Here is a 26,458-nt window from a genome sequence, read left to right on the forward strand (position 1 = left end):
CCCCGGCACCCGAACCTCCGCCCCGATCCCCGCAAGCCCCGACCCGAGGCAGGCTCCATGGCGCGTGACCGTTTCTCGCCCGACTTCGATCCCGACTGCGGGGACGAGGCGCTCTCCGCGACGCGGCCGGATCTGGTGATCGGGAGATGGCACGGGCTGCGGGACCTGCTGCGGGCGACGGGCCCGGACTGGTCGTCGCGGGGGCACCGGGTGCGGCGGCTGGCGGAGGTGTGCGCGGGCGGCTCCACCGTCGAGTCGTGGCTCGCGGCCGTGCCCCGCGATCCGGACGCCCTGGTGCTGCGGGCGGCGACGGAGACGACGCGGGCGTTCAACCTGGCGATCGAGGCGGGCCGGGGTGCCCCGATCGACCCCCGGCGGGTGGACGCGGCGGTGTCGGCGTGTCTGACGGCGGCGGAGGCGTACCCGGTGGACCCGACGCCGTGGGTGTCGCTGATCTCGGTCGCGCGGCTGTACCCGGCGGGGGTGCGGCGGCAGGAACTCGCCCGCTGGTGGGACGAGTTGCACCACCGCGACCCGTACAGCATGGAGGGCCACCTCCAGGTGCTGCACTACTACTCGGCCCGCTGGCACGGCACGCACGGCCTGATGTACGACTTCGCCCGGGACGCCGCCGGGGTCTCCCCGCCGGGCTGCCCCCTGCCGGTGCTCGTGCAGTACGCGCGCGTCGAGGAGTACCGGCACACCCTGGACGTCACCCGCGACCGCCCCACGGCCGTCGGCATCGCCCAGCACTGGACGGGCGACGGCGCGGTCAGCGACGTACGCAGGACCTGGGAGCGCTGGCTGTCCCCCCGGCCCGAGCACCTGCCCGTCGCGCCCGCCGAGCTGCGTGACGTGAACCATCTCGCGCACGCGGCGTGCCGGGCGGGCGAGTCGGAGATCGCCGGGGTCCTCCTCGACCTCATGGGGCGCCGGGCGACGCCGAGCCCGTGGTCCTGCACGGGGGATCCGGCGCAGCAGATCGCCCGCTACCGCAGGGACCTCACGAGAAGGTGACGGCACCCGGTCCGGCGCCGGTGGCTGTGGGCCGCGTCCGACTGGCCCGGGGCCTCGGCGAGTTCCTGCGTCACCTGGCCTGGCTTCAGGGGCGGGGGTTGGAGACGGTGGTGGCCGACTCCGTCCGATCGGTGAGGGCCTGGGGCCGTACGCCCCACTTCTCCTCGATCCGACCCGCCTTCCACACGATCAGCGCGATGCCCCACGCCGCGACGAACATGCCGGTCACCACGAACCCGAGTGTGTTCAGGTCGAGTCCGGACACCCAGTCCCAGAACGCGCCGTGCAGGTCGAGCTTCTCGGCGGCCAGGCCCAGGAGTTCGGCGGTGCCGATGAGGAGGGCGACGGCGACGGAGAGGCCGGTGACGGTGAGGTTGTAGTAGACCTTGCGGACGGGCTGCGAGAAGGCCCAGCCGTACGCGAAGTTCATGAACGAGCCGTCGATGGTGTCCAGCAGGGACATGCCGGCGGCGAAGAGGACGGGCAGGCAGAGGATCGCGTACCAGGGCAGGCCCGAGGCGGCGCCCGAGCCGGCGAGGACGAGGAGGGCGACCTCGGTCGCGGTGTCGAAGCCGAGGCCGAAGAGGAGGCCGAGGGGGTACATCTGCCAGGGCTTGGTGATCGCGTTCATGAACCGGCCCAGGAGGCGGTTCATGAAGCCCCGGTTGTTGAGGTGCTCCTCCAGCTGCGCTTCGTCGAACTCTCCCGTGCGCATCCGCCGGAACACCTTCCAGATCCCGGCGAGGATGACGAGGTTGAGGGCGGCGATGACGTACAGGAACGTGCCCGAGACGGCCGTACCGATCAGGCCGGTGACGTCGTGGAGGCTGGAGTCGTCGTCGCGCAGGGGGCCCGCGAGGCTCTTGACGCCGAAGGAGAGCAGGAGGGTGAGGGCGAAGACGACGCTGGAGTGGCCGAGGGAGAACCAGAAGCCGACGGAGAGCGGGCGCTGCCCCTCGCTCATCAGCTTGCGGGTCGTGTTGTCGATCGCGGCGATGTGGTCGGCGTCGAAGGCGTGGCGCATGCCGAGGGTGTAGGCGGTGACGCCGATGCCGATGCCGAAGGTCTTCTCGCCGAGGCTGTAGTGGTGCGGGGCGACGATCGCGACAAGCGTGAACCAGCCCACGACGTGCAGGGCGAGGATGAACGCGGCCATTCCGGCGACGCGGGTCCATTCCAGCCGGGTCATCGTCATCGGGTGGTGCCTTTCGTCGCACAGAGTCAGCACCCGCCATGCTCGCCCAATTGCACATCATGTGCAGTAAAGCCCGCGACAGAACTTCACCATGGCTTGACCAAGGGTTTTACCCCGGCGGCCGCCGCTACAGCGCCCGCCGCCTGATCAACGCCGCCAGCACCACCAGCCCCGGCACCAGCGGCAGCCACACCGTCAGCAACCGGTACCCCAGCACCGCCGACGTGGCCGCCACCCCCGGCGCCCCCGTCGCGGCCAGCGACAGCGCGAGCACCGCGTCCAGCGAGCCGATCCCGCCCGGCGTCGGCAGCAGCGCGGCGGCGCTGCTCGCGGCCAGGTACAGCAGGGCGACGTGCAGCGGCGACAGCGCGAGCCCGATCGCGCGGGTCACGGCGATCAGCACGCACGCGTGCAGCGCCGCGAACGCGAAGGAGCCGCCCCACAGGGCCGCCGCCCGGCACGGGCGCGCGTGGACGGTCCGGATGTCGGCCACGACCGCCGACAGGGCCCGGCGGCAGCGTGCCCACAGCAGCAGCGCCGGCAGCAGGAGCACCCCGGCGACGACCGCCGCGACGACCGGCGCCGGGGCCTCGGGCATCCGCAGGACGCCGGGGGCCAGCGGGGCGAGCAGCAGGATCAGGGTGACGCGGGCGATGCCGGAGGCGGACGCCTTCACGCCGAGGGCCGTCGCGGAGCGGGTCGCGGACAGGCCGCAGCGCATCAGGAACCGCAGGTTGACCGCGCTCGCGCCGAGGCCGGCGGGCAGCAGATGGTTGGCGGCCGACGCGGCGAACTGCGTGGCGACGAGCTTCCCGCGCGGCAGGCTCGGCGGTACGGCGCCCTGCTGGGCGAGGGCCGCGCATCCCCACGTACCCATGGTCGCGAACGCGCCGCACAGCAGCCAGCCCTGGTCGGCGACGGCGAGGCGGCCGGCGCCGTCGGAGACCACCGTCCAGTGCCTGCGGGCCAGCCAGACCACGCCGAGCAGGACGGCGAAGGAGCCCAGCAGGGGCCAGGGGACCCGGCGGCGGACGGGTGCGGGGGCGACCGCGGCACACGGCTCGGACGTCATGCGCGCTGCCTCTCTCCACGGCCGGTCGCCGTCACAGGGAGCGATGTCGCCGGGGGCGACGCCGCTGGGGGACGATGTCACTGGGGGTCTCGCCAACGTAACCCTCCGCAAGGTGATCCGGCGTCTCCGATTCCCCCAGGCGGCGGACCCCGTTCCCGGCTCCCTCCGGGTCTCCTCGGTCGCCTCAGTCATGCGGGAACGAATGGTGTTCGTGGGCGATCACCCACTCGCCCCGCTCCTTGACCAGCCCGAACGTCAGCCGCAGCCGCATGTCGGGCCGCTCGGCCAGTTCGCGTTCCGTCCCGCAGCGCACCAGCGCGTGCGCGTACGCGACGTCCGTGCCCGCCGTCACCTCCAGCGACTCGATGTCGAAGCGGGCGCCGAGCGCCTGCCAGGCGAACAGGGGCGGCCAGATGACGCGGTACGCGGCGCGCGAGCGGATGCCCTCGTAGGGCGGCGCGACGTTGAACATCGACAGCGCCTCGGCGTGCCCGGCGAGCACCCCGTCGATGTCGCCCCGGTGCACGGACCGCGCCCAGCGGGCGATCAGCACACGGATGCGCGCCTCGTCGTCGACGGGGGTGAAGACCTGGGTCGAGCACACGGCGGACGCTCCTTTCCTCTCCCCCTCTCTCACGCACACGAGAGTGATACGTCTTCCTGTGAGGAGGCTGAACCTTGCACGGGTGTACCTCTTCCAACGATTCACTCCCGTACATCCGTTCCCTGCCGATTGCACGGATTCCCAACCCTGGTGGTGCTGTTCGTATTTGCGGGTTTACAGTGATCCGCGCGTCGGTCAACGCACGGTGCCAGGCCGGACCTTGATCTGGATTTGCCGTGGGGAAGATGTGAAGGCGCACTGATCGGAGGTCGTCCGGTGGACGGTGACATGGGACACCCGGCCGTGGAACTCAGGTCCCTCACGGTGTCCTATCCCGGCCGGGAACAGGACTACACGGCGGTGTCCGGGGTGGAACTGGCCGTACCGGCGGGCCGGTTCGTGTCGGTCGTCGGGCCGACGGGGTGCGGGAAGTCCACGCTGCTGCACGCGGTCGCGGGGCTGCGTACGCCGTCCTCGGGCCGGGTCCTGGTCGACGGCGAACCGCTGAACGGGCTGAACCGGCGGGCCGGTTACCTGTTCCAGCAGGACGCGCTGCTGCCGTGGCGGACGGTCCTGGACAACGTTGCCTTCGGGCTCGAACTGGCCGGCACCGGCAAGCGGGAGCGGCTCGCGCGGGCCCGGGAGTGGGTGGCCCGGGTGGGGCTCGCCGGGTTCGAGAAGGCGTACCCGCACCAGTTGTCCGGCGGGATGCGGCGCCGTACCGCCCTCGCCCAGACGTGGATCGGCGACCCGGACATCCTGCTGATGGACGAGCCGTTCTCCGCGCTGGACGCGCAGACGCGGCAGCTCATGGCGGGCGAACTGCTCGCGCTGTGGACCGGCAGCGGCAAGACGGTCCTGTTCGTGACGCACGACCTGGACGAGGCCATCGCGCTGTCCGACGAGATCGTGCTCCTGTCGGCGGGCCCGGCGAGCCGGATCGTCGGCCGGTACGAGGTCGGCCTCCCCCGGCCCCGCGCCCTCCTGGACCTCAGGACCGACCCCGCGTTCACCGCGGTCTACACCGAGATCTGGGCCGGCCTCAGGGCGGAGGTGATGAAGAGCTATGAGCGGCAAGCGCGTTGACGCCTCCCGCAGGCTGCGGATCCTGGCAGCGCAGCTCGGGCTCGCCGTGGTGATCCTCACCGGCTGGCAGCTCGGCAGCCGTACGGGGGCGATCGACCCGTTCTTCTTCAGCGCGCCGACCGACATCGCGGACCGGATCGGCGAGTGGTTCCGCACCGGCGAGATCTACGGCCACCTGCGCACGACGCTCCTGGAGGCGGTCCTCGCGCTGGTGATCGGCGGCGCGCTGGGCCTCGTCCTCGGCTTCCTGCTGGCCCGGACCCGGCTGCTCGCGGCCGTGCTCGACCCGTACGTCAAGGCGGCCAACGCGCTGCCGAGGGTGGTGCTCGCGCCGCTGTTCCTGCTCTGGTTCGGGCTCGGGATCTGGTCGAAGGTCGCGTTCGGGGTGTCGCTGGTGTTCTTCATCGTCTTCTTCAACACCCACCAGGGTGTCCGCGAGGTCGACCGGGTGCTCGTCGACAACGCGCGGATGCTCGGCGCCGGGGAGGCCCGGCTGATCCGGCACGTGCTGCTGCCGAGCGCGCTGACCTGGATCTTCTCCAGCCTGCGGGTCAGCGTCGGGTTCGCGATCGTCGGCGCGGTCGTCGGGGAGTACCTCGGCTCCTCCGAAGGCATGGGGTACCTGATCTCCCAGGCCGAGGGGACCTTCGACACCACCGGTGTCTTCGCGGGCATGGCCGTCCTGTCGGCGTTCGTGCTCGCCATCGACCTGCTCGTGGGCCGTGTGGAGCGGCGGCTGCTGCGCTGGCGGCCCGTGCCCGAGCAGAGCACCAACTCCCTCTGAGAGAGAGCGACATGGCCATCCCCCCACACCGTTCCCTACGGCTGTTCGGCGCGAGCGCCGCGGCCCTCGCCGTCCTCGTCGCCGGCTGTTCGAGCAGTTCCGGAAGCCCGGGTGACGGCGGCACCGTACGCATCGGCGTCGGCGGGCAGCCGCTGCTGGTGTACCTGCCCACGACGCTGGCCGAGCGGCTCGGCTACTACCGGGACGAGGGCGTGTCCGTGAAGCTGGAGGATCTGCAGAGCGGGTCGAAGGCGTTGCAGGCGTTCCAGGGCGGCAGCGTGGACGTCGTCAGCGGGTACTACGACCACACGATCCAGATGCAGGCCAAGAAGAAGGACGACGTGGCCTTCGTCAACATGCTGCGCTACCCGTCGCTGGTCCTGGCCGTCTCCCCCAAGGCGAGCCGGAAGATCGACTCGGTCGCCGATCTGAAGGGGGCCAAGGTCGGGGTGACCGCGCCCGGTTCGTCCACCGACTTCTTCCTCAAGCACCTCCTCACCGGCGCCGGTCTCAAGGACGACGCGGCGAGCGCGGTGACCATCGGCGGCGGGGCCTCGGCGGTCGCGGCGATGGAGCGCGGGCAGGTCGACGCGGCCGTCATGGTCGACCCGTCGGTCTCCCAGCTCCAGAAGCGGGCCGGCGCGGACAAGGTGAAGCTCCTCACCGACACCCGCACCGAGCAGGGCGTCCAGGAGGACTACGGCGTCTCGACCTACCCCGCCGCCGTCCTCTACTCCTCCCGGGACTGGATCGAGGGCCACGAGAAGCAGACCCGCGCCCTGGCCGCCGCGATCGTCAAGGCCCTGAAGTTCATCGACGGCCACTCCGCGCAGGAGATCGCCGCGAAGATGCCCGCCCAGTACGCGGGTGACGACCCCGCCGTGTACATCGCGTCGATCCAGAACGCGAAGGCCGCCTACGCGAAGGACGGCGCGATCCAGCCGGACGGCGCCGACGCGGTGTACAAGGTCCTCGCCCGCTTCGTCCCCGGCGTCTCGGACGCGAAGATCGACCTGAGCAGGACGTACACGAACACGTACCTGCCGTAGGACGGCATACGGCGCGCGGGTTCGGGCCGCGCGCCGCTCCAGGGGCAGCCCACGGGTACGCGTCGCCCTCACTGTGCCGGCGTCCGGCGAGGCCGGCGACGAGCCGGGTTCCAGCGTCGCCAACCAGGCCGTGCCGGGGGCGAGTCCGCCGAAGGTTGTTCCTGGGGCCCGTCGAGAAAAGCGCCGCTCAGGCGTCCCGTGCCGTGGCCCGGATCCCCGCGAGGACGACACCGACGATGCGTTCCGCGTCCTCGCGCGTGAAGGAGCGCATGCCCCGGTTGACGATCAGATGGACCGGGCCGGAGATCATCTCTCCGAGGAACCCGCTGTCGACCGGCGGGAGTTCACCCCGTTCGACAGCCGTGCCGACCCGGCGCCGCAGGGCGGCCACCCGCTGGTCCAGGGCCTTGGTGAGCGCCTCGACGGTGACGCTGTTCCGGGCGGGCTGGATGGCCTTTTCGAGGGATTGCCCGAAGGGGGTCTCCAGGACCCCGGCGAGGGCGGTCAGGAAATCGACCAGGTCCCGGTGGATATCGCCGGTGTCGGCGACGGAGGCCAACTCCTGGACATACCGCAGAAGCGCCTCGGCGACGAGTTCCTCACGGTCGGGCCAGTTCCGGTAGACGCTCGCCTTGTGCACGCCGGCGGTCTCGGCGACCTCCTCGTACCGGAATCCGGCGACGCCGTCGCGGGCCACGAGTTCGACGGTCGCGGCGAGGACCCGCTCCCGCACCCGCGCGCTGCGCCCGCCGGGGCGCCGCGCGGCCGGCCGGTCAGTGGTCCCGTCGGCCGTCACCGCGCTCACCTCACGTTCTCTGCTCGGACGGCGATTCTCGCCAGGCACGGCGTTGCGGTGCAAGCCGACGGGACGTACGCTCGGTTAACGCGACAGCTTGTCGCTTTAAGGTTCGAGCCACCTGGAGCACCCACGTGAAGATCCTCGTCTCCGGAGCCGGAATAGCCGGTCTGGCCGGCGCACTTGAGTTAGCCAGGCGCGGCCATGACGTCTCCGTCGTCGAGTACGCCGACCGCCTGCGCCTCACCGGCACCCCCATCGACATCCGCGGCGACGCGCTCGACGCGGTGGACCGTATGGGGCTGCTCGGGGCGGTCCTGCGACACCGTGTCCACATGTCCGAGCGCACCCAGTTCGTCGACAGCGACGGCCAGTCGATCGCCCCGCTGCCCCTCGCGGAGATCAACGACTCCGCCGACGACGTCGAACTCCTGCGCGGCGACCTCGTCCGCGTCCTCGCCGACGCCCTGCCCGCCACGGTGACCGTCCGCTTCGGCGACTCGGTCGAGACGCTCACCGAAGACGGCGACGTACGGTTCGCCTCCGGGCGAACCGGGCGCTACGACCTCGTAGTCGGCGCCGACGGCCAGCATTCCGGCGTACGGGAGCTGGTGTTCGGGCCCGAAGGGGAGCATCTCCGGCATCTGGGCGTCTACTTCGCGCTCGCCGCGTTGCCCGGGGAGGCTCCGGTGGAGGAGCCCAACTCGATCCACAACGTGCCGGGGCGGATGGCCGGCGTCTTCCGGTACGGGGGTGGGGCCGTCGCCGTCTTCCAGTTCCGTTCGGCACCGCTCGACCACGACCATCGCGACCCGGACGCGCAGAAGAAGCTGCTCATCGATGCTTTCGCCGGTCAACGGTCCTGGCGGATACCGGAGTTGCTCGACGCGGCGCTTGCCGATCCCGCGTTCTACCTCACCTCCGCGAGCCAGATCCGGATGCCGTCCTGGCACCGGGGGCGGGTCGTGCTGGTCGGCGATGCCGGGTACTGCCCGGCGTTCCTGTCCGGGCGGGGAACGTCGCTCGCGCTGACCGGTGCGCGGTTCCTCGCGGAGGAACTCGAACCCGGCGACCTCGACGCCGGGTTCGCGCGGTACGAGGCGCGGCAGCGGCCGTACGTCGTCGCCGCGCAGGAGCGGGTCCACGGGGGCCGGGAACGGATGCTGCCGGAGACGTGGGAGGCGATCGAAGCGCGCAACGAGGCGCTGCGGGCCGCCGCCGAGAGGAACGCGCGGTGACCGAGACCCTGGAGAAGCCCGCCCGCCCCGTCCGGGAGCACCGCTGGAGCAAGCGGCTCGTCCTGTGGGCCGGTGTCCTCATCCTCGCGAACGTCCTCGCGGACATGGCCGTCAGCTCGCCCATGATGGTCCTGCCGCAGCTCCTCGACCACTTCGACACCGACCAGGCCGCGTGGCTGAACGCGAGCGCGCTGCTGGCCGGGGCCCTGTGGTCGCCGCTGCTCGCGAAGAGCGCGGACGTCCTCGGCAAACGCCGGATGCTCGTCGCGACGCTGCTCATCTCGTGCGCCGGCGCGGTGGTCTGCCTCGTCGCGCCCAACGTCTGGATCTTCCTCGCGGGCCGCTTCCTGCAAGGGGCCGCGTTCGCGGCGGTGTTCCTGTCGGTGGCCCTCGCGCGGCAGATCTCCACGCCCCGGGTGGCGATGGCCCTGATCGGGCTGGTGACGTCCGGTTCGTCGGTCGTCGGGATCGTCGAGCCGTACGTGATGCAGCCGGTGATCGACGTGTTCGGCTACCGGAGCGTGTTCTTCGTGGCGGCGGTGCTCGCGGCGGTGGCCGCGCTGTGCGTGCGGACCGTCGTGCCTCAGGCGCCGGTCCGGGGCGGCGGGCGCGTCGATCTCAAGGGGGCGCTCCTGCTGGGCGGCGGCATCGGCTCGGTGCTGGCCTATGTGAGTCTCGGCAGGGATCAGGGGTGGCTGTCCGGGCTCATGCTGACGCTCCTGGCGGGCGGGGTCGTGGCGCTGACGTGCTGGGTCCTGCTCGCGCTGCGCACCGAGGAGCCCGTCGTCGACCTGCGGGGCCTCACCCGCCCGATCCTGCTGACGCTGCTCGCGCTGGTCCTGGCGGCGGGCTCCTTCCGGAGCATGCTGCAACTGACGAGCATCGTCGCCCAGGTCCCCGCCGGCCTGGGGCTCGGCTACGGCCTCGGCGAGGGAGAGGCGGTCGCGGTCCTCCTGTCCGCGCCGAACGTCGGCATCGTCGTCGGCGGCACCCTCGCCGGGTGGCTGGCCGGACGGTACGGCCCCGCCCTCCCCCTCCTCGGCGGCATCGCCGTCGGCGCGGCTGCGACCTTCGCCATGCTGGCGGGCGTCTCCGTGCTCCCCCTGGCGATCGCCTGCGGCACCGTCGCCGGCATGGCCGCCGGCGCGATCGGCGCCTCCGGCTACAACCTGGCGACCGGCCTCGAAGCCCCCGAACGCCAGGGCACGGTCGCCGGGTTGGTGTCGGTCGTCCTCGCCCTCGGCTCGGTCGTCTTCAACTTCGCGGGCGGCGAGATCCTCAAGGCCACGGAGATCGCGGGGGTCTTCGCGGACGGCGCCCCGGTGAGCACGGCGACGGGGGTGCAGGTGTACGCGGGGATGACGGGGGTGCTGTTCCTGCTCGCGGCGGTACCCGCCCTGATGCTGGCCCGCGGAAGGACCCCGATACCGTCGCCCTCATGACCGACGGCATCACCTGGCTCAAGGACTACGACGGCCCGCTCACCGCCCTGCTCTTCGCGAAGGGCATCACCCCCGAGGAGCTGGCGGCCCGCATGGGTGGCGAGCCCCTCCCCGAGCCGGCCACGGAGTTGGAGGTCGACGACCTCCTCCCCGAGCCCTACCGCGAGGACGGCTACGGGGACGCGGCGATCCGCGTGGGCACGTCCGGGAGCTGGACCCTGGCCGTCGAGTACGGCGACTCCCCGGCCGGCGGCCTCCTCCCCGAACTCTCCCAGGGCGGCGTCGAGTTGGTCAGGTACTGCCCCGCGCAGGACCACCCGCCCACCCTCTTCGACCACGCCCGCGACGGCGTCCACCTCTGCGGGTACGGCCTCACGGAGGAGCTGTGGCGGTGGGGCACCCGACCCGACCTGCTGGTACCGGAGTTGGTGGCCGCCGGGATCCTCGCGGCGGACGGCGAGACGTACCTCCCGGCGGACGGCGACGGCAACGGCGAGCAACAGCGAAGCCTGGCGTTCCTGGAGCGGAGGTTCGGTTTGGCCCTCTCCCCCGCGTATCTCCAGGACGCCAGGCTTCCCGTCTACGCGCTGCGCGACCTCAGCGGCTGATCCTCAACTCCGGTTCGGCCGCCGCGTCGAGCCCCCCGAGAACCGCCGTGAACGCGTCCGTACGGATCACGAGCCCGTCCTCGCCCCACGCGACACTCACCGCCAGCGGCGCCGAGTCCCCGTACCGAACGGCGAACACGTGCAGGTCGTCCGGCGCGTCCACGACAGGCCCCGCCTCCAGCGCCGTCGAGCTGACCAGGTGCCGCCAGCCCTCGTCGGGGTTGCCGTACCCACGCGGGTCGGCGGCGAGGACGAACGCCGCCTCCTGCTGCGTGAGTTCGGACCGCGCGTCGAAGTGGTCGGGTCCCTCGGCCGCCGGGTGGGTGAGGCGCAGCTCCCCCGCCGAGACGACCCCGGCCGCCGACGCCGTACGCGCCACACGCCCCTCGTCGTCGGCCGCGTACGGCAGCCCTGCCAGCAAGTACGGCTCGCCGTCGAAGCGTTCGACGGCGACGGTCGTCCACAGGGACGTGCCGTCGGTGACGTACAGAGACCGGACACTGCGCAGGACGTGGTCGCGGCCGACGACGGGCTTGGTCACCAACTTCGCGGTGAGGCCGTCGGCTTGGAGGTCACGGACCCGCACCTCGCCCATCGGGCGGGTGAACAGGAACCCGTCGAGGACGGGACCGAAGCCGTGCTGGCGATTCACGGCGGCCGGGAGGTAGTACGTGCCGGCCGCCTCGACCAGCGCGGGCGTCATCTTGGAGTCGAACGCCACCGACACGGTCCCCGCGCGGAGTTGATGCCTCGCCGGCACCCCGGAAGGCTTCCGGTGCCACACGCTGTCGTCCTGGATCTGCCAGACCAGCATCCACGCGAAGTGCCCGTCGACCCCGCCGTCCGCCTTGACGGCGTGCCGCCCCCAGCGGGTGTCACCCCGGTAGCGGCCGATGTCGGCGCCGACGCGCGCGCCGAAGTACCGCAGCCCCAGCACGGATTCGAACCCGGAGTGCTGCTCGCTGTAGCGCGGGCCGCCGTTGTCGAAGCCGCCGTTCGTGAGGCGGGCGTCGATGTAGCGGGCCAGCGCCGAACCGTCCTCGGCGAACATCTCCTCGCCGGAGACCCGGTGGGCCTGGGCGAGGAACGAGAGGGAGATCGGGCCGTAGTTGTTGTCGTAGGCGCCGCCGTGCTCGGGAGGGAGCAGGGCGCCCCGGTCGTACACGCGGTGGGCGCGGATCTTGTCGCGGTACAACTCCAGTGCGCGCGCCCGGACTTCCTCGCCGCCTGAGGGAAGGTGGGCCGCCAGCATCAGCCCGCCGACGACGCAGCCGATCGCCTGGTTGCCGGCTTCCTGCGGGTTGAAGAACGTCGCCTCGGTGAGCCAGCGCCAGTAGCCCTGGGCCACGTCGAGGAGGCGTGCGCGCTGGTCCTCGGCGACCAACCCGTCCGACAGCTCAAGGATGTTGACAGCCTGGAGGAGCGCCCACGCCGTGCTCGGCCAGTCCCCGATCGGGTGCGCGCCGGGGGCGAGGACGTAACGGGCGTACGGGAACCCGGAGTTGCGGATGCGCAGGTTCGGGTAGCCGGGGTTGTCCTCGGTGTAGACGCGCTGGTCGAGGTGGAAGGCGAGGCTGCGGTGGACGGCCTCGGGGAGCCGGGGGTCCTTCGAGCGCTGCCAGGCCAGGGCGAGCAGCGAGGTGACGCCGAGGGAGGTGTCGCCGATGTCGTCGGTGCAGTCGGGGTGTTCGAGGCTGCCCTCGGGGGTGAGGCGGGCGAGGGCCTGTTCGACGACGTCGGCGAGGACGGCGTCGTACGCCTCGGGGGTGTCGGGGAGGTCGTGCAGGGGGCCGCGTTGGTGGAGGAGGTGCACGCGCGGGTCAGCCCTTCATGCCGGAGGTGGCCATGCCTTCGACCAGCCTCTTCTGGAAGATGAGGAAGCAGATCAGGGTGGGCGCGAGGGCGATCGTCGACATCGCGAACATGGCGCCGTAGGAGGAGCCGCTGGTCTGGTCCATGAAGAGGGTGAGGCCGAGGGGGACGGTGAACTTGTCGTTCTGCTGGAGGTAGACGAGCTGGTGCAGGAAGTCGTCGTAGGTCCAGATGAACGTGAAGATCGTGGTGGTGACCAGGGCCGGCTTCATCAGCGGCAGGATGATCTTCCAGTAGATCTGCCAGGGGTTGGCGCCGTCCATCATGGCCGCCTGGTCCAGCTCGCGCGGGATGGAGCGGATGAACTGGACCATCAGGAAGATGAAGAAGGCGTCCACCGCGAGGAACTTGGGCACGATCAGCGGCAGGTAGGTGTTGATCCAGGTCAGGTTGTAGAAGATCGTGTACTGCGGGATCAGCACCGCCTGTGTCGGCAGCATCAGCGTGCCGAGCATCAGGCCGAACCAGAGCTTCTTCCAGCGGAACTCGAAGCGCGCGAAGGCGTAGGCGGCCAGCGAGCAGGAGACGACGTTCCCGATGACCGCGCCGATCGTGACGATCAGCGAGTTGGTGATGTACAGCGAGAAGGAGTTGCCGGAGCCGTCCCAGCCCTTGCTGTAGTTCTCGGGGTTGAGCTTGTTCGGGATCAGCCCGGGGTGGGTGAAGATCTCCGTGTCGGGCTTGAAGGAGCTGCTGAGCATCCACAGCAGCGGGTAGAGCATGACGATCGCGACACCGATGAGGACGGTGTGGATGAAGATACGGCGGGCGCCGGTGGCGGAGCGGAGCTTCTGCAACGGCGACGGAGTGATGGCGGACATGGTGGCTTTCCTCAATCGTCAGTCGTCGTAGTGGACCCAGTAGCGGCTGGCGATGAAGTTGACCGCCGTGAAGCCCGCGATGACCAGGAAGAGCACCCAGGCCAGCGCCGAGGCGTACCCCATCTGAAGGTCGGTGAAGCCCTTCTTGTAGAGGTACAGGGAGTAGAGCATCGTCGAGTTGAGCGGCCCGCCGGAGCCGTTGCTGATGACGAACGCCGGGGTGAAGGTCTTGAACGCGTCGATGATCTGGAGGACGACGTTGAAGAACACGATCGGCGTGAGCAGCGGCAGGGTGATCTTGAAGAAGCGGGTCACCGGGCTGGCGCCGTCGATCGCGGCGGCCTCGTAGACGTCCTTGGGGAGCTGCTTGAGGCCGGCCAGGAAGATGACCATCGGGGTGCCGAACTGCCAGACGGCGAGCAGGATCAGCGTGTAGAGCGCGGTGTCGGGGCTGGAGATCCAGTCCTGGCCCTTGATGCCGAACCAGGACAGGAAGTCGTTGAACAGCCCGTCCCCGCCGAACACCTGGCGCCAGACGATGGCGATGGCGACCGCGCCGCCGAGCAGCGAGGGCAGGTAGAACGCGGCCCGGTAGAGGCCGATGCCCTTGATGTCCCGGTTGAGGAGCATGGCCACGGCGAGCGCGAGGCCGAGCTTGAGGGGGACGGACACGACGACGTACAGCAGGGTCGCGTGGACCGAGTCCCAGAAGACCGGGTCGTCGGTGAACATCCGCTCGTAGTTCGCGGTGCCGACCCACTTCTCCGGGGTGAGCAGGTCGAAGTCGGTGAACGACAGGTACAGCGAGTCGAGCATCGGGTAGATCGTCAGGCCGAACAGGCCGACGAACCATGGGGCCAGGAAGAGGTACGGCCACCAGCCGCCGCCTCGCTTCCTCGCGAGGCGGCGCCGCTGCCGGTCGCGCTCCCGCTGGTCGGAGGGGGTCGCGGCGGGCGACTCCTTCACGACCTCGTCGGTCTTCGCGGTGGTCATACTCATCTCCCTGGCCCTCTTTATTCCGTGCGTGCGCCCGCTCAGGCGGACAGGATGCCTGCCGCCTGGTCGAAGAACTTGCCCGACTGCGACTTGATGGTGGCCTTGCCGAAGGCCACGGCGAGGTTCGACTGGAACAGCAGGTCCCAGATCTGGTCGGCGCCCTGCGGCGGCGGCACCGGGTTGGGCAGCACGTTGGTGGCCTTGCCGACGCGCTGGGAGATGTAGTCGGCGTTCGCCATGTTCAGCTTGTCGGTCTCGGTGAGGTCACCGGCGATCAGCTTGCGGGCCTTGTCGGTCGGCGGGATGCCGCGCAGCAGCTGCATGTCCTTGATCGCGGAGTCGTTCTGCGCGAAGAAGGAGATGATCTTGACGGAGTCGGCGATCCGCTTGCTGGTCTTGGTGGCGCTCAGGAGCACACCGCCGTTGACGAAGTTGCCCTCGCGGGCGCCGGACCAGAAGCCCTGCGGGGTGGGCAGGAAGTCGAGCTGCGCGTCGGTGATCGAGCCGCCCGCGCCGTAGACGCCGGAGTCGAAGGTGAACAGCGCCTTGCCGATGACGACCGCGTTCTTGGTGAGGTCGTTGTGGGCGGCCGAGGTGATCGCGGCCGGCGGGGAGGCGTTGGTCTTGCGCATCTCGGCCCAGAACTCCCACCACTCCTGGAGGGTGTCCGGGGTGAAGCCGAGCTTCTTGCCGTCGTTCGAGAAGAACTGCTCGCCCTTCTCGCGGGCGAAGATCTCGAAGCACTGGAGGGTGGAGCCGCCGCCGTCGTCGACGCCGTACGTCTTGCCGCCGCTCTTCTTGTAGACGTCCTGGGCGATGGCCTTGAGGTCGTTCCAGGTCCACTCGCGGTCCGGGAGCTTCAGGCCGAGCTTCTCCAGGCCGCTGCGGTTGACGGTGAGCTGGTTGACGCCGATGCCGGAGGGCACGCCGTACAGCTTGCCGTCGACGGTGCCGTTGGCCAGGAGGGTCTTGGAGAAGCCGGTGAGGTCCAGGGACTTGCCGACGTACTCGTCGATGGGGGCGAGGACGCCCTTGCGCGCGTACTGGGCGACGAGCGCGGTGTCCATCTGCATCAGGTCGGGGGCGCTGCCGCCCGCGACGTTGGTGTTGAACTTGTCGAAGTATCCGTCGTACCCCTGGTAGGTCTCCTGGATCTTGATCTTCGAGTTGTCCTTCTGGAAGGTAGCAAGCGCTTTCTTGTACGCCGCGTGGCGCTGGTCGCTGCCCCACCAGGTCATCGTCAGCTTCGAGTTGCTGCTGCCGGCTCCCGTGCCGCCGCCGCAGGCGCTCAGCGTGGTGCCGAGCGCCGTCGCGACGGTGATGCCGCTCGCGGCGCGGAAGATGGTTCTGCGCGAGATCTCGTGACCCACCGGGTCCCTCCCTGGATGTGCGTGACGGAATCTTCCGGCCGGTGAGGCGGCTCGGGGTCCTGTGACTGGAGTGCGCTCATGGTCCACGGCCTCGCCCGGCCGCGCCACCTCGACGAGCGGGATCCGCCCACGAACACGCCCTCGTGGGTCCGTACGGTCCGTACGGCCGGATTCGCCGCTCTGCGCCGGGGTCCCGCCCGGCTAGAAAGCGCTTGTCCGGACATTGGCAGAAGCGGACGGAGTCCGTCAATGCTTCTTGTCCGACCCCTCGGTCACGGTTTGGATTCCCCGGGCCACCGCGAGGCGTGCCGCACCCGCGACCGTGGCGTCCTCGCCGACCTCGCTGCCGACCACCTCGGTGGGCCAGCTCAGCCGCGCCAGCTCGGCCCGCACACCCGGCAGGAGCTGCGGGTTCGCCCCGATGCCGCCGCCCAGGACGATCAGCCCGGGGTCCAGTACGGCGACCGTGGCGGCCGCCAGCCTGCCGACCTCCCGAGCGTGTCCGGCGACGAACCGCGCGGCCGCCTCGTGCCCGTTTCCGGCCAGCGTGAAGAGTTCGGCGGCACCCTCCGGCACGCCACCCTCCGTCCACCCCTCGCGCACTCTGCGCATCAGGGCGCCCGCTCCGACGTACGCCTCCATGCCCTCCAGGACGGATTCCCGGCCCGGCAGCCACGGGTACGGCAGCCGGGCGAGTTCCCCGGCCGCGCCGCCCGCGCCGCGCAGCACGTGCCCGCCGACCACGATCCCGAGGCCGATCCCGTAGCCGACCTGGAGATACCCGAAGGTGTGCCGGCCCTTGGCGGCGCCCTCGTGGAGTTCGGCGAGGGCGGCGCAGTTGACGTTGTTCTCGATGTGGACGGGCAGGTGGGAGGGGAGGGCGAGGGCGTCGACGGCGGCGGCGATGGAGGGGGTGGCGGGGCGGGTACAGGGGGACATCGGGTGATCTCTCTGTCTGCCCGAGGCCGGCCGCACCACGTCCGGTACCGCCACCACCACCCCCCGCACCGGTCCCAGCCGCTCCCTGGCCAGCCCCCACAGGACCCCCCGCACCGCCTCCGCCGGGAGTGCCTCGTCGCGGGCCGTGCGGGAGGCGACGACCGTGCCGTCCAGAGTGCAGGCGCGTACCGCCGTATGGGTGGAGCCGAGGTCCACCGCGAGGACCGTGCCGGCGGCGGGGCCGATGCGGTAGACGGCGGCGGAGCGGCCGGTCGTGCCGGTCGTCGTGCCGGTGCGGGTGGCCAGGCCCGCCGACTCCAGCTCGGCCACCGCGCCGGAGACCGTCGGCTTGGACAGTCCCGCGAGCTGGGCCAGCCGGGGGCGGGTCGCGTCGCCCGCCTCGGCGAGGACGGCGAAGACCGCGCCCGCGCTCTCACTCAGGTGCTGCACAGCTCCCCCAACAGAAAGGTCGGCGAGCACCCCGGCGCATTGTGTCGCCGGAGTTACGAATGATTGAATGTCTGGACAGCCAGCGATCGACATCCGCCGCATGACAACGGTGTCGCCTCCCACACGCAGGCAGAACGGGTCACGCCACCCGTCGCCTCACGGAACGCGGCTCTCGCAGGGTCGGCAACCGCCTCTTGACGCACCCTACTTCGTTAGTTAGCTTCCTAACGAAATCCCTACGGTACTCGCCTGCCGTAGCCAACTGAAGCCCGTCCCGGGGCTTCCCGAGAATGTTCAAGATCCGTTCACATCCGCACGGTTCGCCCGCCGTCGCAGCTCAGCGCTCTCGACGAAGGAAGAACCCGTGCAGGACGCACCCCCCTCGTGCCCGCTACTGGTCGGCATCGACGTGGGCGGCACCAAGACGCACCTCCGCGCCCTCGCGGGGGACGAGACGGTGGCCGACCACGTCCGTGCCAGCAGCGGCTGGCGCCCGCACGACACCGACGCCGCCGCCCGCTGGCTCGCCGACCTCGTGAGCGAGGCACTGCCACCGGGCACGCGTCCGTCCGCGATCGCCGTGGGCGCGCACGCCTGCGAGACACCCCGCCAGTGCGCGGACATCCGTACCGCGTTGCAGGACCTGCTCGGCGTCCCCGCCTCGATCGTGGGGGACGCCGAACTCCTCGTGCCCGCCGCCGGGCTGGACCAGGGGGTCGGCCTCGTCGCCGGCACCGGTTCGGTCGCGGTCGGACGGCTCGCCGACGGCTCGGCGGTCCAGGTGGGCGGCTGGGGGGCCGTCCTCGGGGACGAGGGCGGCGCCGCCGGGCTGGTCCGCGAGGCAGCCCGTGCCTCCTGGGCCGCGCACGACCGGGGCGAGGCCCCGGACTCCCTCGCCCAGGGGCTCGTCGAGGCGCTCGGCGTGCCCGAAGTCCCCGCGCTGGGCGCCGCGTTGGAGGGCGCCGCCAACGCCTCCTCCGACTGGGGGCGGCACGCGCCGGTCGTCTTCTCCGCCGCCGCCTCCGGCTCCCCCCTCGCGCACGCCGTCATCGCCGAGGCCGGCCAGGCCCTGGCCGCGCTCGTCGCCCGGCTCGCCGCACGCGGGGTGCCGGTGGCCGACGTGGTGGTGGCGGGCGGGACCGTCCTCGGGCAGCCCGTGCTGTACGACGCGTTCACGGCGGGCCTCGCCGAGGCCGTACCGGGCGCGAAGGCACGGCCGTTGACGGTGGCGCCGGTCGAGGGGGCGGTGGCGCTGGCGCGCGCACTCCTGTAGAACTCCCTCTCCTTATATATGTGCTCACCGCACGGCAGACAGCAGTACCGCACGGCAGGCGGATCACGGAACTCCCCGTTCACCCACGGGACATGCTCCGGCCGCCGTTCCCACCCGGAACGGTCACGACTCCGCCGTAGATCTTCGCTCGTACGCATCACCCGGCTCAGTCGACGGCAGTTGCCTCCGAGCCGACCCCGATCGCACGATCTCCGTCATCTCCAGAGAGGCACCCGCATGTCGTCCCCCGCCGCAGTGAACAGAAGGCGTTTCCTCAAGGCGTCCGTGGGCGGTTCGGCCGCGCTGGTGGCCGCGCCGACGCTCGTGTCGTGGCTCGGCGCCGCCGACGCGAAGGCCGCGCCCGCAGCGGCGGCGTTCGTCGACGACTACAAGACGAACGTCATGGCGAACCTCACGCCCGAGACGAACGCCGTCGTGCGCATCCTCGGCGGGATGACGGAGGTCTGGAAGACGGGTGCCGCCTGGAACACCGGCACGGTCCTCGACCGCGAGGTGCTGCGCGCCAACGTGCGGTACTGCGTCAACCTCACCACCCGCCGCACCGAGGCACAGGCGCGCGAGGCGTTCGTCTACGACCGCCAGCACCAGAGCTACGCGATGATCGGCGGCCTCGGCCCGCTCGCCCCGCTCTACCGCACCGGCGCCAAGGCGGTCACCTCGATCACCGCCGCGCCCGAGACCACCCCGCCGACGAAGATCGACGACGCGGTCCCCGCCGACGCGCCCGCCGGTTCCGCGCTCGGCGCCGGCTCGTACACCTCGGATCTCGGCCAGGTCGCCAAGCTCGTCGACACCGTGCGCGGCCCGTTCGCGTCCGGCAACCCGGGCAAGTACGCGTTCCAGTACCCGCGTCCGTGGCGCATGAACGAGAACAGCGAGGTCGTCGACACCGGCAGGACCGACGAACTCGGCTACCCGGTCTACGACTCGAAGGTCGTCGTCGTGAAGCAGCTGCTTCGGCAGCGCTCCACCTCGCCGGTCGACGACGGCGGCTTCCCCAGCGGCCACACCAACGCCTTCCACCTGGCCTCGCTCGCCTACGCGTACGCCGTCCCCGAGCGCTTCCAGGAGCTGGTGACCCGCGCCCTGGAGCTGAGCCACACCCGGATCATGTCCGGCATGCACTCCACGGTCGACGTGCTCGGCGGCCGGATCATGGCCACCGCGCTGGCCGCCGCGACCCTCGCCGACCCGGCGAACGCCGAGCTGAAGGCCGCCGCGCGCGCCCAGGCCCTGGCCTACTTCACGGCGAAGACCGGCACGACCCCCGACACCCTGTTCGCGTACGCCCACTCGGACGCCGCCGACAAGTACGCCGACCGCGAGGCCAACGCCGACCTGGTCGAGCCGAAGCTGACGTACGTCCTGAACCGCAAGGGACGGACGTACCCGCTGACCGTGCCCAAGGGCGCCGAAGTGCTCCTGGAGACCCGCCAGCCCTACCTGACGGCCGAGCAGCGCCGCGCGGTGCTGCGGACGACCGCGCTGGAGTCGGGGTACGTCCTGCTGGACGGCTTCGAGCAGTGGGGCCGGCTCAACCTGTTCGCGGCGGCGGACGGGTACGGCGCCTTCGAGTCGGACGTCACGGTCACCCTGGACGCGGCGAAGGGCGGCTTCCACGCGGCCGACGCCTGGCGCAACGACATCGAGGGCCGGGGGTGCCTGACGAAGAAGGGCTCCGGGACGCTCACCCTGACCGGCCACAACCGCTACCACGGCGGCACGGTCGTCCAGGAGGGCACGCTCGTCGCCGGGCACGTCAACGCACTCGGCCAGGGCGATGTCACCCTCACGGGCGGCACGCTGCGCGCCGCGCTGCCGATGCGGCTGCGGGTGCGCGGCGCCTGGACGCAGGGCGCCTCGACGCTCGACCTGACGATCCGCAGGAACCACGGCCCCGCCCTCGCCGTCGCCGCCCGCGCCCGCCTGGAGAAGGGCGCCAAGCTGGTGCTGCGCCTCGACGCGAAGCAGCCGCCGGTCGCCGGTACGGTCGTCCACGTCCTGGGCGCGGCCCAGCTGCGGGGCCAGTTCGACAAGGTCGAGCTGAACTCGGCCCACCTGCGGGCCGTACCCCACTACACGGCGGAAGGTCTGTCGGTACGAATCGTGAAGCGGTGACGTACTGAGGGGCGGGAGCGGCCCGGCCCGATCCGGGGGCCGCTCCCGCCCCGTACGGTCACCCAGGGCGGACGATGGCGAGCACAACTCTTCTGCGAGAACCCCCGGCCCTCGTCCGGATCCGTCAACGCCCTTGGCTGGTCCCCCTGTTGGTGTTCCTGCTGCTGGCCCAGATGGCGGCGGTCATGGTGACGACGGCGGTCGAGCAGACACCGACCATCGACGAGCCGGTGTACGTCGGGACGGCGGCCGACTACCTCCACGCGCACGAGGTCCGCTACAACCCCGAGCACCCGCCGCTGGGGAAGCTGATCGTGGCCGTCGGAGTGGCTCTGGCCGACCCGCACGTCGATCCTCGATTCACCGGCAACCAGGGCGCGTTGGGCCGGCACCTCTTATACGGGTCCGGCAACGACCCGTGGGACCTGATGCTCTGGGCCCGGTTACCCGTGATCGCGCTGACGCTGCTGTTCGGGCTGGTCGTCTTCTTCTTCGCGCGGGACGTCGCGGGCCGCGCGGCGGCGTTCGTCGCGCTCGCCCTGTACGCGTTCTCCCCGGACGTCATCGCACATGGTTCGCTGGCCACGCTGGACGTCCCGGCGGCGGGGTTCCTGCTGACGTCGGCGTGGCTGCTGTGGCGGGCCGACCGGAACCCCCGGCTGTATCTCGCCCTCGCGGGGCTGGCGTTGGGGGCGGCGCTGGCGACGAAGATGAGCACGCTGACGGCGGTGCCGGTGTTCGCGGGGCTGGCTGTGGTGGCGCTGTGGTCCTCAGGTCGCGGGAAGGCGCTCGCGGGTGCGGCGGTCGTCGTGGTGAGCGCCCTGGCCGTCGTCTGGATCTCGTACCTCGTCGTCGATCCCCGGCTGCGGTGGAGTCCGGCACCGGGTGAGATCCCGTCAACTCATGGGTTGCGCGGGCTCGTTGTGGATCTGCTGCCGGTGCCGGAGTCGTACCGGGACGGGATGCGGGTGCAGTTCAGGTTCGAGAACCAGCCGTGGCAGGGATTCCTGTTCGGGCAGGTCTACACCGGGTCGCGGTGGTACTACCTGCCGGCCGCGCTGCTGGTGAAGACGCCGCTGGGGATGATCGCGCTGTGGGTGGCGGGGGCGGTGGCGATGGTGTCGGTGGCGAGGCTGCGGCGGGCCGCGCTGTATGTGCTGGTGCCTACCGGGGTGTTGCTGGCGTCGGCGATGACGGGGTCGCGGGACCTGGGGACGCGGTACGCGGTGTTCGTGCCCATGTTCCTTGCTGTGGCGGCGGGTTGTGCGCTGAGCCTGCGGCGGGTGTGGGTGACGTGGGCGCTGGTGGCGTTCGTCGCGGTGAGTTCGCTGCGGACGTTTCCCTACTATCTGCCGTACTCCAACGAGGCGTTCGGGGGTCCGGCGCGCACACATCTGCGGCTGCACGACTCCAACGTGGACTGGGGGCAGGACCTCGGGCGGCTCGCGGAGGAGTACCGGGATCAGCCGATGTGGCTGGTCTACAAGGGGGCCGGGGTGCCGTCGTACTACGGCATCGAGGCGAGCGATCCGCTGGGCGTGCCGGCCGGGCGGGTGCGGGGGCTGCTGGTCGTGTCGGACTCGGCGGCGGCCAAGGCGACGGGGCGGCTCGCGGAGCTGCTGCGGACCAGCCGGGCGGTGGACGACGTGGGGCACTCGATCACCGTCTACCGGCGGTGACGATCAAGCCGTGGGCTATGTTGAGCCGCGTGGGAGACACAGGAGGAGGCTCCGGGCCCTCGGAGCAGCAGGCACGGGCGCAGGCGTCGGCGATCACCTCGGGCAAGGCCGTCGAGGAGGCGGAACTCTCCCCGGCCTCGCGGCTGCGGGCCCTGTTCGACGGGACGCATCTCTCCCCCGGCCAGCGCCGTATCGCGCAGTACCTGATCGAGCACCTCACCGAGGCGTCCCTGCTGTCGATCACGGACCTCGCGGAGCGCGTCGGGGTGAGCCAGCCCTCGGTGACCCGGTTCGCGGCGGCCGTCGGCTTCAGCGGCTATCCGGCGCTGCGGGAGCGGCTCCAGTCGCTGGCGCTCGGCCCGCGCGGGGCGGCCGAGGTGAACCGGGGCAACGAACTCCAGGCGGCGGTGGACGCCGAGATCCGCAACCTGGAGGACCTGCGGCGTGACTTCGCCGACCCGGACCAGGTCATCGAGGTGGGCCGGAGCCTGTCGGGGTCGACGCCGCTGACGGTACTGGGCCTGCGGATCTCGGCGTCGCTCGCGGAGTACTTCACGTACGCGGCCCGCCGGGTGCATCCGGACGTGCGGCCGGTGACGCGCGGCGGGAGCGTCGCCTACGACGCGCTGCTCCAGTCCCGGGAGGCGGGCGGCACATGGGTGCTGGCGTTCTCGATGCCCCGGCACGCGCAGGAGACGCTGACGGCGGTCCGGGTGGCGCGGGGGGCGGGCCTGCGGGTGGCGCTGGTCACGGACCTGGCGCTGGGCCCGCTGGCCGACGAGGCGGACGTGGTGTTCGCGACGGGGACCGGATCGCGGCTGGTGTTCGACTCGTACGCGGCCCCGGGCGTGATGGCAGCGGCGCTGCTCCAGGCCATGACGGACGCGGGCCCGGAGCGGACGCAGGCGCGGCTGGAGGAGTACGAGCAGGTCGCGGACCGGCACCAGTTCTTCCTGCCGGAGTGAGCCCGCGGGCGAGTGGTGATCTTCCGGCGAGAACGTGAATGTTTTCATACGTCTTGCAAAGGTGGCCGCATATATAAATACTGCTCCGGTCGCACCGCCGCACATCGGAAGCCATGCTCATGAGTCTCACGACGACGCGCCTCAGCCCGGACTGGCCCCGCCACGTCAAGACGCCCGGCAGTTACGACTGGGAGCGCTCCGCGGTCAAATGGCTGCGCGAGCTGGTCCCCGCGCGGTACGCGGGCTACCCGGCCCTGCTGCGCCACCCCGTCCTGCTCGCCCGCCACGCCCACCTCCAGCTCCAGCAGGAGGTCCGGGTGGCCCGCACGGCGCTCCAGACGGCCCGCGCGGACCTGCCGGCCCTCGGCCTGCACGAGGCTGCGATCGAGCACACGATCAAGATGTACGCCGCCGAGCTGACGCAGCTCCAGCACCTCGCGCGCGGGGTGCGGGCGGTCGCGGAGGCGCTGGCGGCCCAGTCGGCCGCGTCACGAGGTGCGTGACTCCAGGTCGTGGCGCGTGTTGTCGCCGTACACCCCGGACTCGTCGCCGCGGATGCCGTACCAGAGCTGGAAGCGGGCCACCGCCTCGGTGAGCGTGGCGTCGTACCGGCCGTTCGTGGCGCCGTCGTCGTACACGTTCGGGATCCGGCGCAGGCGTTCCTGGAGGGTGACGACCTCGGGGCCGGTGGCGCCCTCGCGCAGGACGCCGGCGCCGTCGGGGTCGGGGGCCTGGTCCTGGGCCGGGGGGCTCGGGGCGGGGGTCGCCGGGGTCTCCTGCGCGGGGGCGCTGGCGACCGGGGGCTGGGCCGCCGCCGCGTCGTTCTGGCGGCCGGGCAGGAGCAGGATCGCTGCGGCGAAGCCGACCAGGGCGGCGGCGGAGACCGCGATCACCCCGGCCGCTCGGCGTACGCCCCTGCCGGTGGCCGGCTGCGCGGGCGGGGGTGGTGCGGCGCGGCGGCGCGGAGGCAGGGGCGGCAGCGGCGGGATCCGCTGCGTCTGCGGCTCCTTCGAGACGTTCACCGCCTCGTAGGTGCGGGTCTTCTCCTGGTCCGGGGTGTCGTCGACGCTCAGCTCGGTCAGTTCGCGGAACAGGTCCGCCAGCGCGTCGGTGCGCCTCGGCCTGAGCACCACGATGGGTTCCAGGACCTCACGCTCGAACGGCTCGCCGCTGGTCTCCGGTGTCGGCACTCCGGTCTCCCCTCTCCTCGGATCTCCTCGGATCCCCCGGAGAGATACGGGCGGGTGGCGGGGGCGGTTCACCGGGGCGGGCGGGGCGTGCGGGATTTTCGTACGACCGCACAATCCGTCCGGCGCGGATTCCCCCACTCGGGCGACGTACCATGGTCGTACGGGGGCCGAGGACGTCACCGGCTCCCGACCGGCGTCTTCGTCCCGAAGGGTTCTCTCCTCCCGTGACCACCGCGACACTTCTCGACGGCAAGGCCGCTGCGGCCGACATCAAGACCGAGCTGGCCCAGCGGGTGAGTGCGCTCAAGGAGCGCGGGATCGCCCCCGGCCTCGGCACCATCCTGGTCGGCGACGACCCGGGCAGCCGCTCCTACGTCGGCGGCAAGCACCGCGACTGCGCCCAGGTCGGCATCGCCTCCATCCGCGTCGAACTCCCCGCCGACGCCTCGCAGGCGGACGTGGAGGCGGCGGTCCTGCGCCTCAACGAGGACCCGGCCTGCACCGGCTTCATCGTCCAGCTCCCGCTGCCCGCGCACATCGACACGCACGCGGTCCTGGAGCTGATCGACCCCCGCAAGGACGCGGACGGCCTGCACCCCACCAACCTGGGCCGCCTGGTCCTCGGCATCCCGGGCCCGCTGCCCTGCACCCCGCGCGGCATCATCGACCTGCTGCGCCGCAACAACGTGGCCATCACCGGCCAGCAGTTCTGCGTCATCGGCTGCGGCATCACCGTCGGCCGTCCGCTGGGCCTGATGCTGACCCGCTCGACCGAGCACGCCACGGTGACGCTGTGCCACGAGGCCACGCAGGACGTCGCCGCGCACGCGCGGGTGGCCGATGTGGTGGTGGCCGCCGCCGGTGTCGCCCACCTGGTGACCCCGGACTGGATCAAGCCGGGCGCGACCGTCCTGTCCGTCGGCCTGACCCGCACGGTCGAGGGCATCCTCGGCGACGTCCACCCGGACGTGAGCGACGTCGCGGGCTCCTTCTCGCCGCCGGTCGGCGGGGTCGGCCCGATGACACGGGCGATGCTGCTGACGAACGTGGTCGAGGCAGCGGAACGGCAGTAGCACGGAGTTCCCTCACGGCAGGGAACTGAGTGCCATCGCGTGCTACGTTCCCTGCCATGAGCAAGCCCTCCATGCGGGACGCGCTGGTCGCGGCGGCCTTCCGGCTGTTCCTGGAGCGCGGGTACGAACAGACCACGGTCGACGACATCGTGGCGCTCGCCGGGGTCGGACGGCGGTCGTTCTTCCGCTACTTCCCCTCCAAGGAGGACGTGGTCTTCCCCGACCACGAGCGGTGCCTCGCCGACATGACGGCGTATCTCGCCGAGGACGACACGGGGGTCGAGCCGGTGCGGCGGGTCTGCGACGCGGCCCGGCTGGTGCTGCGGATGTACGCCGAGAACCCGTCCTTCTCCGTCCAGCGCTACCGGCTCACCAAGCGCGTCCCGGGGCTGCGGGCCTACGAGCTGTCGGTGGTGTGGCGCTACGAACGGGCGCTCGCCGAGTATCTGCGCGCGCGGTTCGCCGGACGCCCGGACGGCATCCTGCGCGCGGACGTGATCGCCGCCGCGGTGGTCGCCGCGCACAACAACGCCCTGCGTTCCTGGCTGCGTTCGGACGGCACGGGCGACGCGGGCGCGATGGTCGACCACGCGCTGGAGTACGTCCAGTCCACGTACAGCTCCCCCGGGACCGCGCCCGCCGCCGCCGAGCAGCCCGAGGACGTCGTCGTGGTCGTCTCGCGCCGGGGCGCTCCGCTGTGGCGGGTGGTCCAGGAGATCGAGACGACGCTGGGCCGCGGCTGACCTGATTTCAGGGGTACGCAGTGCCTTTACGCTTGGCACTGAGTGCCATACGCTGAC

24 protein-coding genes are annotated in these 26,458 nt (G+C 71.4%); 14 read left to right on the forward strand and 10 right to left on the reverse strand.

The window, feature by feature from the left end:
• The first annotated feature begins 57 nt into the window (after positions 1 to 57).
• Positions 58 to 1,017, forward strand: a complete 960-nt coding sequence (locus ACLZOT_RS12560) for a hypothetical protein (RefSeq protein ID WP_416968906.1) — start codon at positions 58 to 60, stop codon at positions 1,015 to 1,017.
• 85 nt (positions 1,018 to 1,102) lie between these two features.
• Here ACLZOT_RS12560 and ACLZOT_RS12565 read toward each other — a convergent pair whose 3' ends face one another.
• The 3 genes from ACLZOT_RS12565 to ACLZOT_RS12575 all read right to left on the reverse strand — a co-directional run bounded on the left by ACLZOT_RS12565 (position 1,103) and on the right by ACLZOT_RS12575 (position 3,888).
• Positions 1,103 to 2,212 carry a HoxN/HupN/NixA family nickel/cobalt transporter gene (locus tag ACLZOT_RS12565; RefSeq protein WP_416968907.1) on the reverse strand — a complete coding sequence of 370 codons (1,110 nt, stop codon included), beginning with the start codon at positions 2,210 to 2,212 and terminating at the stop codon, positions 1,103 to 1,105.
• Between the two features lie 127 nt (positions 2,213 to 2,339).
• Positions 2,340 to 3,284, reverse strand: coding sequence for a lysylphosphatidylglycerol synthase transmembrane domain-containing protein (locus ACLZOT_RS12570; RefSeq protein WP_416968908.1), 945 nt, complete (start codon positions 3,282 to 3,284; stop codon positions 2,340 to 2,342).
• A gap of 184 nt (positions 3,285 to 3,468) precedes the next feature.
• Positions 3,469 to 3,888 carry a YybH family protein gene (locus ACLZOT_RS12575; RefSeq protein WP_416968909.1) on the reverse strand — a complete coding sequence of 140 codons (420 nt, stop codon included), beginning with the start codon at positions 3,886 to 3,888 and terminating at the stop codon, positions 3,469 to 3,471.
• Between the two features lie 288 nt (positions 3,889 to 4,176).
• On the opposite strand from ACLZOT_RS12575, the gene ACLZOT_RS12580 reads away from it, so the two are divergent.
• The 3 genes from ACLZOT_RS12580 to ACLZOT_RS12590 are packed head-to-tail and all read left to right on the forward strand — an operon-like array spanning position 4,177 to position 6,807.
• Positions 4,177 to 4,974, forward strand: a complete 798-nt coding sequence (locus ACLZOT_RS12580; RefSeq protein ID WP_416968910.1) for an ABC transporter ATP-binding protein — start codon at positions 4,177 to 4,179, stop codon at positions 4,972 to 4,974.
• Positions 4,955 to 5,758 carry an ABC transporter permease gene (locus ACLZOT_RS12585; RefSeq protein WP_416968911.1) on the forward strand — a complete coding sequence of 268 codons (804 nt, stop codon included), beginning with the start codon at positions 4,955 to 4,957 and terminating at the stop codon, positions 5,756 to 5,758. The genes ACLZOT_RS12580 and ACLZOT_RS12585 overlap by 20 nt, the downstream gene beginning before the upstream one ends.
• Before the next feature lie 11 nt (positions 5,759 to 5,769).
• A complete protein-coding gene (locus tag ACLZOT_RS12590; RefSeq protein ID WP_416968912.1) occupies positions 5,770 to 6,807 on the forward strand; it encodes an ABC transporter substrate-binding protein in 1,038 nt (345 codons plus the stop codon).
• A 187-nt stretch (positions 6,808 to 6,994) separates the two neighbouring features.
• On the opposite strand, the gene ACLZOT_RS12595 is transcribed toward ACLZOT_RS12590, so the two are convergent.
• Positions 6,995 to 7,603 (reverse strand): TetR/AcrR family transcriptional regulator, encoded by a 609-nt coding sequence (locus ACLZOT_RS12595; protein WP_416968913.1) that lies wholly within the window; start codon positions 7,601 to 7,603, stop codon positions 6,995 to 6,997.
• A gap of 134 nt (positions 7,604 to 7,737) precedes the next feature.
• Between ACLZOT_RS12595 and ACLZOT_RS12600 the strand changes: the two genes are divergently transcribed.
• The 3 genes from ACLZOT_RS12600 to ACLZOT_RS12610 are packed head-to-tail and all read left to right on the forward strand — an operon-like array spanning position 7,738 to position 10,891.
• Positions 7,738 to 8,841, forward strand: a complete 1,104-nt coding sequence (locus ACLZOT_RS12600) for an FAD-dependent monooxygenase (RefSeq protein ID WP_416968914.1) — start codon at positions 7,738 to 7,740, stop codon at positions 8,839 to 8,841.
• Positions 8,838 to 10,283, forward strand: a complete 1,446-nt coding sequence (locus ACLZOT_RS12605) for an MFS transporter (protein ID WP_416968915.1) — start codon at positions 8,838 to 8,840, stop codon at positions 10,281 to 10,283. Before ACLZOT_RS12600 ends, ACLZOT_RS12605 begins: the two co-directional genes overlap by 4 nt.
• Positions 10,280 to 10,891: a DUF6461 domain-containing protein gene (locus tag ACLZOT_RS12610; protein WP_416968916.1), complete on the forward strand. Its 612-nt coding sequence runs from the start codon at positions 10,280 to 10,282 to the stop codon at positions 10,889 to 10,891. The genes ACLZOT_RS12605 and ACLZOT_RS12610 overlap by 4 nt, the downstream gene beginning before the upstream one ends.
• Here ACLZOT_RS12610 and ACLZOT_RS12615 read toward each other — a convergent pair.
• From ACLZOT_RS12615 to ACLZOT_RS12635, 5 genes are all read right to left on the reverse strand, one after another.
• Positions 10,881 to 12,704, reverse strand: a complete 1,824-nt coding sequence (locus ACLZOT_RS12615) for a hypothetical protein (RefSeq protein WP_416968917.1) — start codon at positions 12,702 to 12,704, stop codon at positions 10,881 to 10,883. The two genes, ACLZOT_RS12610 and ACLZOT_RS12615, sit on opposite strands and share 11 nt — an antisense overlap.
• Before the next feature lie 7 nt (positions 12,705 to 12,711).
• Positions 12,712 to 13,584 carry a carbohydrate ABC transporter permease gene (locus ACLZOT_RS12620; protein ID WP_416968918.1) on the reverse strand — a complete coding sequence of 291 codons (873 nt, stop codon included), beginning with the start codon at positions 13,582 to 13,584 and terminating at the stop codon, positions 12,712 to 12,714.
• An 18-nt stretch (positions 13,585 to 13,602) separates the two neighbouring features.
• Positions 13,603 to 14,577, reverse strand: coding sequence for a sugar ABC transporter permease (locus ACLZOT_RS12625; protein WP_319729540.1), 975 nt, complete (start codon positions 14,575 to 14,577; stop codon positions 13,603 to 13,605).
• A gap of 41 nt (positions 14,578 to 14,618) precedes the next feature.
• Positions 14,619 to 15,950, reverse strand: coding sequence for an ABC transporter substrate-binding protein (locus ACLZOT_RS12630; protein ID WP_416968919.1), 1,332 nt, complete (start codon positions 15,948 to 15,950; stop codon positions 14,619 to 14,621).
• Positions 15,951 to 16,196: 246 nt separating this feature from the next.
• Positions 16,197 to 17,339, reverse strand: coding sequence for an ROK family transcriptional regulator (locus ACLZOT_RS12635; protein ID WP_416968920.1), 1,143 nt, complete (start codon positions 17,337 to 17,339; stop codon positions 16,197 to 16,199).
• A gap of 364 nt (positions 17,340 to 17,703) precedes the next feature.
• On the opposite strand from ACLZOT_RS12635, the gene ACLZOT_RS12640 reads away from it, so the two are divergent.
• The 5 genes from ACLZOT_RS12640 (at position 17,704) to ACLZOT_RS12660 (ending at position 23,898) form a co-directional block, all read left to right on the forward strand.
• Positions 17,704 to 18,612, forward strand: a complete 909-nt coding sequence (locus ACLZOT_RS12640; RefSeq protein ID WP_416968921.1) for an N-acetylglucosamine kinase — start codon at positions 17,704 to 17,706, stop codon at positions 18,610 to 18,612.
• A 237-nt stretch (positions 18,613 to 18,849) separates the two neighbouring features.
• On the forward strand, positions 18,850 to 20,751 hold the full coding sequence (locus ACLZOT_RS12645) for a phosphatase PAP2 family protein (RefSeq protein WP_416968922.1): 1,902 nt from the start codon (positions 18,850 to 18,852) through the stop codon (positions 20,749 to 20,751).
• A gap of 74 nt (positions 20,752 to 20,825) precedes the next feature.
• Positions 20,826 to 22,430, forward strand: a complete 1,605-nt coding sequence (locus ACLZOT_RS12650) for a phospholipid carrier-dependent glycosyltransferase (RefSeq protein WP_416968923.1) — start codon at positions 20,826 to 20,828, stop codon at positions 22,428 to 22,430.
• Between the two features lie 17 nt (positions 22,431 to 22,447).
• Positions 22,448 to 23,395, forward strand: a complete 948-nt coding sequence (locus ACLZOT_RS12655) for a MurR/RpiR family transcriptional regulator (protein ID WP_416968924.1) — start codon at positions 22,448 to 22,450, stop codon at positions 23,393 to 23,395.
• Positions 23,396 to 23,508: 113 nt separating this feature from the next.
• On the forward strand, positions 23,509 to 23,898 hold the full coding sequence (locus ACLZOT_RS12660; RefSeq protein WP_416968925.1) for a hypothetical protein: 390 nt from the start codon (positions 23,509 to 23,511) through the stop codon (positions 23,896 to 23,898).
• Here ACLZOT_RS12660 and ACLZOT_RS12665 read toward each other — a convergent pair.
• A complete protein-coding gene (locus ACLZOT_RS12665; RefSeq protein WP_416968926.1) occupies positions 23,884 to 24,585 on the reverse strand; it encodes a peptidoglycan-binding domain-containing protein in 702 nt (233 codons plus the stop codon). The two genes, ACLZOT_RS12660 and ACLZOT_RS12665, sit on opposite strands and share 15 nt — an antisense overlap.
• 224 nt (positions 24,586 to 24,809) lie before the next feature.
• Between ACLZOT_RS12665 and ACLZOT_RS12670 the strand changes: the two genes are divergently transcribed.
• Together ACLZOT_RS12670 and ACLZOT_RS12675 are read left to right on the forward strand one after the other, a co-directional pair.
• The gene (locus ACLZOT_RS12670) at positions 24,810 to 25,658 is read left to right on the forward strand and encodes a bifunctional methylenetetrahydrofolate dehydrogenase/methenyltetrahydrofolate cyclohydrolase (RefSeq protein ID WP_416968927.1); all 849 of its coding nucleotides are present in this window, start codon (positions 24,810 to 24,812) and stop codon (positions 25,656 to 25,658) included.
• Between the two features lie 71 nt (positions 25,659 to 25,729).
• A complete protein-coding gene (locus ACLZOT_RS12675) occupies positions 25,730 to 26,401 on the forward strand; it encodes a TetR family transcriptional regulator (protein WP_416969065.1) in 672 nt (223 codons plus the stop codon).
• The last annotated feature ends 57 nt before the right edge of the window (positions 26,402 to 26,458 follow it).

It is taken from the genome of Streptomyces sp. 4F14 (assembly GCF_048159485.1).
GTDB lineage: Bacteria > Actinomycetota > Actinomycetes > Streptomycetales > Streptomycetaceae > Streptomyces.

Bases quoted from the DNA above. Each gene is read 5' to 3' on its own strand.
- ACLZOT_RS12560 (WP_416968906.1), top strand. From the start codon at position 58: ATGGCGCGTGACCGTTTCTCGCCCGACTTCGATCCCGACTGCGGGGAC.
- ACLZOT_RS12565 (WP_416968907.1), bottom strand. From the start codon at position 2,212: ATGACGATGACCCGGCTGGAATGGACCCGCGTCGCCGGAATGGCCGCG.
- ACLZOT_RS12570 (WP_416968908.1), bottom strand. From the start codon at position 3,284: ATGACGTCCGAGCCGTGTGCCGCGGTCGCCCCCGCACCCGTCCGCCGC.
- ACLZOT_RS12580 (WP_416968910.1), top strand. From the start codon at position 4,177: ATGGGACACCCGGCCGTGGAACTCAGGTCCCTCACGGTGTCCTATCCC.
- ACLZOT_RS12585 (WP_416968911.1), top strand. From the start codon at position 4,955: ATGAGCGGCAAGCGCGTTGACGCCTCCCGCAGGCTGCGGATCCTGGCA.
- ACLZOT_RS12590 (WP_416968912.1), top strand. From the start codon at position 5,770: ATGGCCATCCCCCCACACCGTTCCCTACGGCTGTTCGGCGCGAGCGCC.
- ACLZOT_RS12610 (WP_416968916.1), top strand. From the start codon at position 10,280: ATGACCGACGGCATCACCTGGCTCAAGGACTACGACGGCCCGCTCACC.
- ACLZOT_RS12620 (WP_416968918.1), bottom strand. From the start codon at position 13,584: ATGTCCGCCATCACTCCGTCGCCGTTGCAGAAGCTCCGCTCCGCCACC.
- ACLZOT_RS12625 (WP_319729540.1), bottom strand. From the start codon at position 14,577: ATGACCACCGCGAAGACCGACGAGGTCGTGAAGGAGTCGCCCGCCGCG.
- ACLZOT_RS12645 (WP_416968922.1), top strand. From the start codon at position 18,850: ATGTCGTCCCCCGCCGCAGTGAACAGAAGGCGTTTCCTCAAGGCGTCC.
- ACLZOT_RS12650 (WP_416968923.1), top strand. From the start codon at position 20,826: ATGGCGAGCACAACTCTTCTGCGAGAACCCCCGGCCCTCGTCCGGATC.
- ACLZOT_RS12655 (WP_416968924.1), top strand. From the start codon at position 22,448: ATGTTGAGCCGCGTGGGAGACACAGGAGGAGGCTCCGGGCCCTCGGAG.
- ACLZOT_RS12660 (WP_416968925.1), top strand. From the start codon at position 23,509: ATGCTCATGAGTCTCACGACGACGCGCCTCAGCCCGGACTGGCCCCGC.
- ACLZOT_RS12675 (WP_416969065.1), top strand. From the start codon at position 25,730: ATGCGGGACGCGCTGGTCGCGGCGGCCTTCCGGCTGTTCCTGGAGCGC.